This window comes from Methylobacterium sp. WL69 (genome assembly GCF_008039485.1).
Lineage (GTDB): Bacteria > Pseudomonadota > Alphaproteobacteria > Rhizobiales > Beijerinckiaceae > Methylobacterium.
Genome location: NZ_VRUZ01000043.1, coordinates 20,774 through 32,419, shown reverse-complemented (window position 1 = coordinate 32,419; position 11,646 = coordinate 20,774). Strand labels below are relative to the sequence as shown.

General features: G+C 72.1%; 6 protein-coding genes. 1 reads left to right on the top strand and 5 read right to left on the bottom strand.

The window, feature by feature from the left end:
* The first annotated feature begins 173 nt into the window (after positions 1-173).
* A complete protein-coding gene (locus FV218_RS13275) occupies positions 174-1,079 on the top strand; it encodes an SDR family oxidoreductase (protein ID WP_056092937.1) in 906 nt (301 codons plus the stop codon).
* 132 nt (positions 1,080-1,211) lie between these two features.
* Here the strand turns inward: FV218_RS13275 and FV218_RS13270 are convergent, their stop codons facing one another.
* The 5 genes from FV218_RS13270 to FV218_RS13250 all read right to left on the bottom strand — a co-directional run bounded on the left by FV218_RS13270 (position 1,212) and on the right by FV218_RS13250 (position 11,576).
* Positions 1,212-4,208 carry a PAS domain-containing protein gene (locus FV218_RS13270; RefSeq protein WP_147710081.1) on the bottom strand — a complete coding sequence of 999 codons (2,997 nt, stop codon included), beginning with the start codon at positions 4,206-4,208 and terminating at the stop codon, positions 1,212-1,214.
* Between the two features lie 261 nt (positions 4,209-4,469).
* Positions 4,470-6,185 (bottom strand): HWE histidine kinase domain-containing protein, encoded by a 1,716-nt coding sequence (locus FV218_RS13265; RefSeq protein ID WP_147710080.1) that lies wholly within the window; start codon positions 6,183-6,185, stop codon positions 4,470-4,472.
* Between the two features lie 67 nt (positions 6,186-6,252).
* On the bottom strand, positions 6,253-9,585 hold the full coding sequence (locus FV218_RS13260; protein ID WP_147710079.1) for a PAS domain S-box protein: 3,333 nt from the start codon (positions 9,583-9,585) through the stop codon (positions 6,253-6,255).
* Positions 9,582-10,406, bottom strand: a complete 825-nt coding sequence (locus tag FV218_RS13255; RefSeq protein ID WP_147710078.1) for a Crp/Fnr family transcriptional regulator — start codon at positions 10,404-10,406, stop codon at positions 9,582-9,584. Before FV218_RS13255 ends, FV218_RS13260 begins: the two co-directional genes overlap by 4 nt.
* Positions 10,407-10,547: 141 nt before the next feature.
* Positions 10,548-11,576, bottom strand: a complete 1,029-nt coding sequence (locus FV218_RS13250; RefSeq protein ID WP_246685112.1) for an HWE histidine kinase domain-containing protein — start codon at positions 11,574-11,576, stop codon at positions 10,548-10,550.
* Positions 11,577-11,646: the final 70 nt, after the last annotated feature.

The window sequence follows — 11,646 nt, the reverse complement described above, 5'->3', positions numbered from 1 at the left end:
CCCATGCCCCGTCCCCATGCCCCGGCGTCATGGACCACCGGCGGGTGACGATGGCGCGCGCCCCGCGAACGGGAACCCTCGTCACGGCGGCGGGATTCTCACAGGTTCGGGCATGACCCGCTCACGCCCTCCCGCGGCCGACGAGCCCCGGCCGACCCCTTCAGGATTTCAGAATGACGGATGCCGCGACCCATCGCCTGACCATGCAGGACCCCCGCACCCAGTACCCGCAGCCGCCGTTCAAGCGGCAGCCGCAGGCGGCACCGGGGCTGGCCGGGGCGATGGACCCGAAGCCGGACCACGGCGAGACGAGCTACCGCGGCCATGGCCGCCTGGCGGGCCGGAAGGCCCTGGTGACCGGGGCCGACAGCGGCGTCGGTCGCGCCGCCGCCATCGCGTTCGCCCGCGAGGGGGCCGACGTCGCCCTGAGCTTCGTCGAGGCCGAGATGCCCGACGCGCACGAGGTCGCCAAGCTGATCGAGGCGGAGGGTCGCAAGGCGGTCCTGCTGCCCGGTGACATCACCGACAGGGCGTTCTGCGAGACCCTTGTGCACAAGGCCGTGGTCGCCCTCGGCGGCCTCGACATCCTCGTCAACAACGCCGGCAAGCAGACGAACCAGACGGACATCGGCGACATCTCGGACGAGCAGTTCGACCTGACGCTGAAGACCAATCTCTACGCCATGTTCTGGATCACCAAGGCGGCGATGCCCCTGCTCCCGGCCGGCGCGTCCATCATCAACACGGCGTCCGTGGTGGCCTACAGCCCGCCCAAGATCCTGGTCGACTACGCGACCACCAAGGCCGGCATCATCGCGTTCACCAAGGCCCTGGCCAAGCAGTCCATCGCGAAGGGCATCCGCGTGAACGCCGTGGCCCCCGGCCCGTTCTGGACCGCCCTGCAGCCCTCCGGCGGGCAGCCGCAGGAGGCGGTCGAACAATTCGGGTCGGACGTGCCCCTTGGCCGGCCGGGTCAGCCGGTCGAACTGGCGCCGATCTACGTGTTCCTGGCCTCCCAGGAGGCGAGCTTCGTCACCGGCGAGGTCTACGGCGCCACGGGCGGCAACGGAACCGCCTAGATCGCAGGGCGCCCGCCGAACCGCCGGTCCCGTCCGGCACGGCCACGGCGCGTCGGATGCCTTCCGGGGCCGTCCCCGCGCCGGCACGTCTCCGCGCTTCGGCCCGGAGGTCGAAGGAGCCGGGTCGCGCCGTCAGGCCGCCGCCTCGTCACTCGCTTCCTGCATGGAGGCCAGCGACGCCTCCAGGCGGCAGGTCAGGCCCGTCGGCGCGTAGGTCAACCTGACCTCGCCGCCGACCTCGGCCGCGAAGCTGCGCTCGATCAGCCGCGATCCGAAACCGCGGCGCGAGGGCTGCACCAGGATGGGCGGGCCGCCCTGCTCCGACCAGGTCATGCAGAAGCGGGGTGCGACGCCCTCGTGGACGACGTGCCAGCGCAGGTCGATGGTGCCGGCCTCGTTGGCGATGGCGCCGTACTTGGTGGCGTTGGTGGCGAGCTCGTGCAGGGCGAGGGCCAGGGCCAGGGCGGCCTTGGCGGAGAGGGGCACGTTGGGACCGCTCGCGCGGATGCGCGACGCCGCCTCGCCGCGGTGGACCGCCAGGGCGCCGTCCACCACGTCGGCGATGGGCGCCTGGGTCCAGCTCGACTGGGTCAGGATGTCGTGCGCCCGCCCGAGGGAGATCAGGCGCGCCGAGAACGCCTCGCGGGCGGCCTCCAGGTCGGCGGCGTTGCGGAAGGTCTGGCTGGCGATGGCCTGAACCATGGCGAGGGTGTTCTTGACCCGGTGCTGCAGTTCGCCGGTCAGCAGGCGCTGGTGCTCCTCGGCTCGCTTGCGCTCGCTGATGTCGAGCATGGCGCCGATCATCCGCACCGCACGCCCCTGATCGTTCCGGATGACGTAGCCGCGGTCGAGGATGTCGGCGAAGGAGGCGTCGGCCCGGCGGAAGCGGTACTCGTCGGTCCAGGTCGTGCCGGTCCGGTCGATGACCGCGTGGATGGAGGCGTCGATGCGGGCCCGGTCGTCGGGATGGATGTGGTCGATCCACCAGTCGCCGGTGGGCTCCACCGCCTCCGGCCGGTATCCGTGGGCGGTCTGGAGCGCCTCGTTCCACAGGACGTGGTTGGTGGTCAGGTCCCAGTCCCAGATCGCGTCGTTGGTGGCGCGGGCGGCGAGGCGATAGCGCTCCTCGGTCTCCCGCAGGACCTGCTCCGCCCTCCGGCTCTCGGTGACGTCGCGCGCCGTGCCGATGAGGCGGATCGGCCGGTCGCCGTCGAACAGCGTCTGGCCCCGGGCCGAGACCCAGCGCTCGATCCCGCTGTTCGGGTCGATGGTGCGGTAGGTGATGTCGTAGGTGCCGCCGCCGGCGGGATCGAGGGCGGCGCCGACGGCCCGGTCGGCCCGTTCGCGGTCGTCCGGGTGCAGGCGGGCGAGGTAGACCTCGAGGTTGACGGGATCGTCCGGTCCGAGCCCGAAGAAGGCGCGGGTGCGGGTGTCCCACTTGAGCACATCGGCGACGAGGTCGTAATCGAAGATGCCGGTCCCGGTGGCCTCGACGGCCAAGCGCAGCTGTTCCCGGGTGCCGCGCAGGTCTTCCACGGCCTGCCTGCGGTCGTGGATGTCGCTGTTGCTGCCGAGCCAGCCGACGACGCGCCCGCCGCCGTCGCGCATGGGCTCGGCCCGGATCAGGAACCAGCGGTACGCCCCGTCGTGGCGGCGCAGCCGGGCCTCGGTGTCGTAGACCACGGCGTGCATGCGGGCATGGTCCCAGGCCTGCAGCAGCCCGGGCAGGTCTTCGGGATGGATCACCTCGCCCCATCCGAGCGGCAGGGCCTGCTCGGGGGTCTGGCCGGTATAGGCGTACCAGCGGTCGTTGAGGTAGCTCAGGCTGCCGTCCGGGTTGCCGAACCAGATGACGGCCGGCGCCAGGGTCGTCAGGGCCTGGAAGCGCTGCTCGGCGATCTTGCGCTCGTGGATGTCGAGGGACGTGCCGATCCAGCTGCGCAGTGTTCCATCCCGGTCCCGCACCGGCTGGGCCCGGGAGAGGAACCAGCGGTGCTCGCCGTCGAAGCGCCGCAGGGGGAACTCGACCTCGTAGGGTTGGCCGCCCGCCGCCGCCGTCAGCCAGGCGGCGCGGGTCGCCGCGCGATGATCGGGATGGATCACCCCCATCCAGCTCGCCTCCCCGGTCTCGCCGGCCGGCAGGCCGGTGTAGTCGTACCAGTAGGCGTTGCAGTAGGAGACCGCCCCGTCCGCGTCGGCGAACCAGACCACCTGCGGGCTGACCTCCACGAGGGAGCGGTAGCGCAACTCGCTCGCCTGCAGGGCGGCCCCGGCCTCGCGCTCCGCGGTGCGGTCCCGCAGGATCTTGAGGAAGCCGATCATGTCGCCGCCCTGGTCCCGGAGGGGCATCATCTCGCCCGATGCCCAGAACCGGCTGCCATCCCGGCGCAGGTGCCAGCGCTCGTCCGGGGCCCGCCCGCGATCCCGCGCGAGTGCCATCTCGGTCGCGGGCCGTCCGTCGGCGCGGTCCTCCGGCGTGAAGAAGGCGTCGACCGGCCGGCCCAGCATCTCGGCCTCGCTCCAGCCCATGATGCGCTCGGCGCCGGCGTTCCAGCGGGTGACGCGTCCCTCCGGATCGGTGGCGACGATGGCGTAGTCGCTGGCGCCGTCGAGGATGCGTTCGTTGAGCAGGCGCTGCTCCGCCTGCTCCCGGAGGGAGCGGCGCAGCTCCATCTGCCCCATGGCCTGCCGGGCGAGGCGCATCAGACCCTTGCGCTGCCGCTCCGTGAGGTCGTGCGGCTTGGTGTCGAGGACGCAGACGGTGCCGACGGGATGACCGTCCGCCGTCCTCAGCAGGGCGCCGGCGTAGAAGCGCAGGCCGGGATCGCCGGTGACGAGGGGATTGCCCTCGAAGCGCGGGTCGCGGCGCGCGTCCGGGACGCAAAGGAACTCCTCCTGGAGGAGGGCCTGCCGGCAGAAGGAGCTCTCCAGGGGCGTCTCGCGCACGCCGAGGCCGACCTCGGCCTTGAAGAACTGGCGCCCGTCGCCGACGAGGTTGACCACTGCGATGGGCGTCTCGCACAGATCGGCGGCGGCCTCGGCGATCTCGTCGAAGTCCTGCTCGCGCGGCGTGTCCAGCAGTCGGTAACGGTCGAGGGCGCGAAGGCGTTCGACCTCCTCATCGCTCATCGTGGCGCGATCCATGTGAAGGGTGGGCTTGGGCGGCCGGAAGGGGTCCTCTGGATGGGATGCCGAACCCGGAGGCAATCGCATCCGGGCACCCTTGTCCAGTCCCGGGGGTACGCGGCCCCGTTTCATCGCCGAGGGCACCGCGTCTCCGGCGGGGCGTGACATGCCGCGACGGTTCCCGCCCGCCCGGGTCTCCCGCGGTGTCCGGCACCCTGCTCCGGACCTTGCCAGTTGGGGACGGCACCGGGCCGGGCGTCGCGGTCAATGGGTGGTGGCCAGCGGGCTCAGGTGGACGGCACCGGTTCCGGTCAGGGGCACGTCCACGCCGACCCGCAGGCCGGCCTTCGCGAAATCGAGGGTCACCTGTCCGTCGAGCTCGCGCTCGACGCTCACGGTGATCAGGCGCGTGCCGAAGCCGCGACGCTCCGGCGGAACGGCCGGGGGCCCGTTGGCCTCGATCCAGTCGAGGCGCAGGCGCCGGTCGCCGCCCTCGCCGCCGGCGACCGACCAGGCGACCCGGACCTCGCCGCCGGGCACGGAGAGCGCGCCGTACTTGGCGGCGTTGGTGACGAGTTCGTGCAGGGTCATGCCGAGGGAGAGGACGTGGCGGGGCGGCAGGTCGACGTCGGGGCCGTCGATGACGAAGCGGACATCGCTGCCGCGGTAGGGTTCGATCTCGTTCTCCAGCACCGCGCGCAAGGGCGCGCCCGACCAGTCGTCCTGCGTCAGCAGGTCGTGGGTTTTCGACAGGGCGAGGATGCGGGCCTCGAGCCTCTCGCCGGGCGCATCGCCCCCGCGCGTCGATTGCCGCGCCAGGGCCTGGACCGTGGCGAGGGTGTTCTTCACCCGGTGGTTCAGCTCGTGCAGCATCGTGACCTGACGCTCCTGCATGGCGCGTCCGTTGCGGATCTCCTCGCGGAGCTCGGTCTCGTTGCGCTGGAGGGTGGCCGCCATGGCATCGAGCTTGCGCCCGAGGCGGCCGAACTCGTCGCTCCCCTCGAGGCCGTTGCGGGCGGCGAGGTCGCCGGCCTGCCACCGCGCCGCCGTCCGCAGCAGGCGGTCGAAGGGACGCCGGATGAAGGCGCGCCCCGCCAGGAGGGCGGCCGCGACGGCGAGGACGGCCCCGAGGGCGATCAGCACCAGCCCCCGCCGGCTGGCGGCGTCGACATCCGCGAAGGCGACGTCCCGGTCGCGGCCGACCGTGACCCAGGCGGCCGAGGCCGTGCCCACGGGTCGGGCGTTGGCGAGGACGCGTTCGCGGCCGTCGATGCCGAAATCGACGCGCACGCCTTCGCCGCGGGTCAGGAGGATGCGCTGGCGCTCCGGCGGGACCGCCTTCCCGACCCAGCCGGCCCCGTCCGGGTAGCGGACCAGGATGGTGCCGTCCCCATCCGCCACGGTGACGGAGGTGCTGGGCAGCCGCAGGTTCCGCCGCAGGTAGCCGTCGAGCCAGCCGAGGTCGACCGCCGCGGCGAGGACGCCCACCGTCCCGCCATCCGCGTCGTGCAGGGGCTGCGCGAAGTGGAGCGAGTCCCTGCGGGAGGCATTGCCGCGGGCGTAGGTGCCCATCACGAAGGCGTTCTCCGCGACGGCCCGGCGCTGGTAGGCCCGGTCGGGAACCGCGTAGGCGCCGGCGGCGGAGCCGACGCTGTTGCAGACGACGGTGCCGTCCGGCCGGGTCAGGGCCAGGACCGCGAGGTGCGGATTGTCGAGGACGGCCCGGCGCAGGTACTCGGTGCAGCCGGCGGGCTCCAGGGCCCGTATCGAGGCGTCCTGGGCGACGAAGTTCAGGGCCTGCCGGAGGGTTTCGGCGACCTGGGCGAGGTCCTCGGCGACGGTGCGGGCGGTGGCCATCGTGTCTGCCCGCACTGCGTCGTCCCGCGACGCGCGCAGGGCGTGCTCGTTGTAGCCCTGGATGGCGAGGGCGGGCGCCAGGGCGAGCAGGACGAGGAGCAGGATGCGGGTGGTCAGGGACATGGCCGGCCCCTGCCGCCGGCCTTCGCCGGCCCCGTCCCGTTCGGCATCGCCAGGTCCCGGAACGGCCTCACGCCTCCGCCTCCCGCGATGGGACCATACGCCGCTTGGCGGTGACGCGGCGAAGCACGCGGGCCAATTGCTCGGCCGAGTAGGGCTTGTGGAGCAGCTCGAACCCGTGATCGTCGCCGCTGGCGAGGACGTGGCTGTAGCCCGACGCCAGGACCACCGGCAGGCCCGGGAGCCTGTCGCGCAGGGCCCGCGCCAGGGCGACCCCGCCGATGCCCGGCATCACCACGTCCGAGAACACCGCGTCGAACCCGTTTCCGTCCGCGCCGAGCAGCTCCAAAGCCGTCTCGGCGTTGGCCGCCAGGGCCGTCACGTAGCCGAGGTCGTCGAGGATCTGCGTGCAGAACCGGCCGACCTCGACGTTGTCCTCGACCACCAGCACGCGTTGCCCCGTTCCCACCGGCGCGAGCAGGCTGTCTGGATCGACGGCCTGCGCCGCCACCGGCTCGACCTCGATCTCGGGGAGGTAGAGGGTGAACGTGGTCCCGCGTCCGACCTCGCTGGCGACGTCGACGTCGCCGCCCGATTGCTTGGCGAAGCCGAACACCTGGGACAGGCCGAGGCCCGTGCCCTTGCCGACCTCCTTCGTGGTGAAGAACGGCTCGAAGATCTTCGAGAGCTGGTCCACGGCGATGCCCGTGCCCTCGTCCGTGACGGAGACCGCCGCGAAGGGGCTCAGGGAGCCGGCATGGCCCCGGATCGCCGGCATCGGGACATTGCCGGCGAGGCGCAGGGTCAGCGTCCCCACCCCGTCCATGGCGTCGCGGGCGTTCACCGCCATGTTGACCAGGGCGGTCTCGAACTGGCTGAGGTCGGCGCGGATGAAGCAGGGGTGATCCGGGACGAAGGTCGCGACGCGGATGCGCGCGCCCGTCACCGTATCGAGCATGTCGCTCACCCCGCGCACCTTGGCGCCCACGTCGAACACCTCCGGCTTCAGGGCCTGGCGCCGGGCGAAGGCCAGGAGCTGCCCGGTCAGCTTGGCGGCGCGGTCGACGGTCTCCGACACCGCATCGAGGTAGCGCTGCTTGCGCGCATCGGGAAGTTCGGGCCGACGCAGGAAATCCACCGACGAGCGGATGATGGTCAGCAGGTTGTTGAAGTCGTGGGCCACGCCCCCCGTGAGCTGCCCGACGGCCTCCATCTTCTGGCTCTGGCGCAGGGCCTCCTCGGCGGTCATCAGCTCGGCGGTCCGCTCGGACACGCGCTGCTCGAGGGTCTCGTTCAGCACCCGCAGTTCCGCGGCGGCACGGTCGCGCTCCGCCTCGATGGCGCGCCGGTCGTTCACGTCCAGGAGGACGCCGGGAAAGGTCAGCGGCGTGCCGTCCGGCGCGTGCTCGACGCGGCCGTTGGCCTCCAGCCAGTAGTAGTGCCCGTCCGCGCGCCGGGTGCGGTACTGATGGGCGTAGGCGCCCCCCTGCGCGATGACCGCGGCGATGGCCTGCGCCAAGCCGGCCTGGTCCTCGGGGTGGACGGTCTCGACGATGCGGGCGAGGGGAATCCCTTCCCGACCGAGGGCCGGGTCCAGGCCGAAGGCGCGCGCGAAGGCCTCGTCGACGGTGAAGCGGTCGGTGGGCAGGTCCCAGTGCCAGGTCCCGATGATCGCGCCAGCGGCGAGGGCGAGCTGGACCCGCTCCGCATTCTCGCGCGCGCGGGCCTCGCTGGCGCGAAGGCGTTCCTCGGCATCCCGCCGTTCGGTGACGTCGTTGAAGATGAGCGCGATCTGATGATCGGCCGCGTCCCCGACGGGGACCGCCCGGACGTCGAACCAGCGCCCGAACGCCTTGGCGTAGCTCTCGAAGTTCTCGGGCTGCCGGGTCCGCGCGACGCGGCCGTAGGTCTCGAACCAGAAGCGCTCCAGGTCGGGGGCGAACTCGGTCACCCACTTGCCGCGAAGGTTGACGCCGGCCTCGCGCTCGAAGGCGGGATTGGCTTCGACGAACCGGTAGTCCACCGGGACGTCGTCGGCATCGAACTTGACCTGCACGATGGCGAAGGCCGCCTGGACCGTATCGAGGATGGTCCGGAAGCGCTCCTCGCCCTGCCGCATCGCCTCCTCGACCCGCCGTCGCTCGGTCTCGTCGCGGGCGATCTTGAGGAATCCGAGTTCCCGTCCGGCGGCGTCGCGCAGCACCCGCATCGAGCCGTTGAGGAAGACCCGCCCGCCGTCCTTGCGCGCGTGCCAGCGGATATCCGGCGACCGGCCGTTCGCGCGCGCATCGGCGAGTTCCCCGGCCGGTCGGCCGGCGGCGCGATCCTCCGGCGTGAACAGCACGTCGGCGCTGCGCCCGACGATCTCCCCGGCGGCGTAGCCGAAGATCTGCGCCGCGCCGGCGGACCAGCTCGTGACCACCCGCCGGCCGTCCAGGGTCAGGATGGCATAGTCCGTGGCCGCCTCGACGATGAGGCTCAGGCGCTGCTCGCGCTCGCGCAGATCCTCGGTCGCCGCATGCATCTCGGTGACGTCGGTGCCCTCGACGAAGATGCCCGTCACGGTCCCGGCCCCGTCGCGGATCGGCTGGTAGATGAAGTCGAGGACGCGCCGCTCGCTCGCGGCCCCGGCCGTGCGCTCCAGCCAGATCTCGACGCCGCGTCCGACGAACGGCTCGCCGGTGGCATGGACCCGGTCGAGCAGATCGAAGAACGGCTGCCCGTCGATGTCGGTGAGCGCCTCGCGGACGGTGAGGCCGACCACGTCGCGACCGCCGATGAGGCGCCGATAGGCATCGTTGGTCAACGCGAAGCGGTGGTCCGGCCCGCGCAGCACCGCCATGAAGCTCGGGGCCTGCTCGAACATTTCGCGAAGGCGTTCACCCTCGGCCCTGAGCGTGCGGTTGACCCCGTTCAGGCTGCTTTCCAGCCCCACGCGCCGGGTGGTCTCCGTGAGGATCGAGATGACCCCTCCGATGCCGTCCGGCGACGTCTCGTCGTCGATGGGGCTGAAACCGTAGGTCCAGTAGGCATCCTCCAGACGGCCCTCGCGCAGGATCGGCACGTGCCGGTCCTCGTACCAGGTGTGGCCGCCGCCTTCGCGGACCTTGTCGACCTCCGCCCCGATAACCGGCCAGATCTCGCCCCAGCTTTCCGAAGCGGGTCGCCCCAGGGATGAGGGATGGCGCTCCGGGCCGGCCGAGGGCACGAATCCGTCGTTGTAGAAGAAGATCGCCTCCGGCCCCCAAAAGACGTGCATGGGGTGATGGCTGTTGAGCAGCAGGCGGATGGCCGTGCGCAGGCCGGCCGGCCAGCCCTCCGGACTGCCGAGGGAGGTCGTGGACCAGTCGAAGGCGCGCATCCGCGTCGCCATTTCGCCCTCTCCGGCGAGGAACGCGGTCATCGGGATACGCCCCGGACGTCCGGAAGCATGGCCTCGGCGCGTGGCCGCGGCGGCGTCCAGGGCTCCGTGGCCTCGACGGCGACGATCTCGCCGTCCGGCGCGTAGACGGCCCCGAGCACGGTCCGGAAATGGCGGCGGACCCGGGCATGGCAGTCGCAGCAGGCCGCCTCCGTCCGCGCGCGGTCGAGCATGTGGATGCGGCCGTGGCCGAGATGGATCAGGCCCTGGTCCTGCAGTCTGGCGAGCACCCCGGTCATGTGGGAGCGTCCGACCCCGAGCATGTTGCCCAGCACCGCCTGGGTGACCGGCAGGGTGTCGGTCCCGAGGCGATCCTGCAGGCCCAGCAGCCAGCGCAGCACGCGCTGCTCGATGGGGTGGCCGGCGTTGCAGGCCACCGACTGCAGGACCTGGGCGAGCATGCAGTCGGCGTAGCGCACGAACAGGTCGTTCAGGGTCGGCGAGTCCTGCTTGGCCTGCCGCAGGCGGTCGGCGTCCATGCGCAGGGCCGAGCCCTCGACGAGGACCACGCACCGGGTGAAGGCGGGCAGGTAGCCCTGGCTGACCACGCCGCCGATGGCGCCCTCGTGCCCGACGGTGGCGGTCTCGACGGTCCTGTCCCCGCTCAAGGGCACGACGAGGGTCGCCACGGTCCGGTCGAGGGGAAACGTGACGTGCGAGACGTCTTCATCCACCTCGAAGAGCGTGTCCCCGCGGGGATGGTCCCGGCGCACGACGTGCGGCTCCAGCAGCGCCGCGTCCCGGGGGGCGAGGGCGGACAGGAGCAGGTTGCCCTCGAAGGGATGGGGGGGATGGCTCGACATGGGATGGAGGGTTCGCGGCCGGCGACGCGTCGGGCGTCGTCGGCCTATGCCACGGGCCATTTCGAGCCACAATCCGACCTTTGTCGTTTTTTGTCATATGGTCACGACCGGCCGGCGCCGGTGGGCGGCTGGTCCGGAAGCCTATCCCCGGTCCGGAAGCGGAAGGGTGACGGTGACGCTCAGGCCGTCCGGTTCGAAGGCGACGTCGACCTCCGCGCCGACCTGCAGCTTGAGCACCCGATTGAGGAGCTGGGAGCCGAAGCCCTCGCGCGCCGGCGGCGAGACCGGCGATCCGCCGCGTTCGCTCCACGTCCAGCGCAGGACCCGCCCCGTGGGACGGTCCTCTCCGGAGCGGTCCTCCAGGGACCAGCGCACGTCGAGCCGGCCGGCCGGGCTGGCCAGCGCCCCGTGCCGGACCGCGTTGGTGGACAGTTCGTGCAGGGCCATCCCCAGGGGCACCGCCTGATCGGACGACAGCAGGACCCTCGGGCCGTCGAGGGTCACCCGCCGGCGTCCCGGCTCGTCGTAGGCCTCCAGCACGGTCCGCAGAAGTTCCTCGAAGGTGGCGGCCTGGCCGGCATCCTCGGTGATGAGGGCGTGCGTCCGGGCGAGGGACGCGATCCGGTTGGTGAAGGCCCGGCGGAACTCGGCCAGGCCCCCGGCCGAGCGGAGACTGGCGTTGAGGATGGCCTGGACGGTCGCCAGCGTGTTCTTCACCCGGTGGTGGAGTTCCCGGACCATGAGGGCCTGGCGGTCCTCGGCGGCGCGCCGGTCGGTGATGTCCCGCTGGGTCGAGACCCAGCGGGTGATGCGGCCGTCCGCGTCGCGCAGGGGGGTGATCAGCCACTCGACGACGTAGGTCGTGCCGTCCTTGCGGTAGTTGACCGCCTCGCCCCGGAACGGCTCCCCGGCGAGGAAGGCGGCCCGCATCCCGTCGAGCACGGCCCGGTCGGTCAGGGGACCTTGAAGGAAGCGGGGGGAACGGCCCAGAATTTCATGGATCGCGTAGCCGGTCATGCGGGTGAAGGCCGGATTGGCGTACTCGATCCGCGGTCCGGGCTCGTCGAGTTCGGCCGAGGTGATGAGGATGGCCTCGCCCGTCGCCTCGACCGCGGCAAGGAGCACGCCCGGATCGGGCCGGACCTGTCTCGCCTCATCGTCCTCAAGCAAGACCGTCTCCCGTCCGGGCCACTCGAGGGGGCCCGCAGGGGCAACCGGCGGACCGGACATCGGTTGCCGA

Bases quoted from the DNA above. Each gene is read 5' to 3' on its own strand.
- FV218_RS13275 (WP_056092937.1), top strand. From the start codon at position 174: ATGACGGATGCCGCGACCCATCGCCTGACCATGCAGGACCCCCGCACC.
- FV218_RS13270 (WP_147710081.1), bottom strand. From the start codon at position 4,208: ATGAGCGATGAGGAGGTCGAACGCCTTCGCGCCCTCGACCGTTACCGA.
- FV218_RS13265 (WP_147710080.1), bottom strand. From the start codon at position 6,185: ATGTCCCTGACCACCCGCATCCTGCTCCTCGTCCTGCTCGCCCTGGCG.
- FV218_RS13260 (WP_147710079.1), bottom strand. From the start codon at position 9,585: ATGACCGCGTTCCTCGCCGGAGAGGGCGAAATGGCGACGCGGATGCGC.
- FV218_RS13255 (WP_147710078.1), bottom strand. From the start codon at position 10,406: ATGTCGAGCCATCCCCCCCATCCCTTCGAGGGCAACCTGCTCCTGTCC.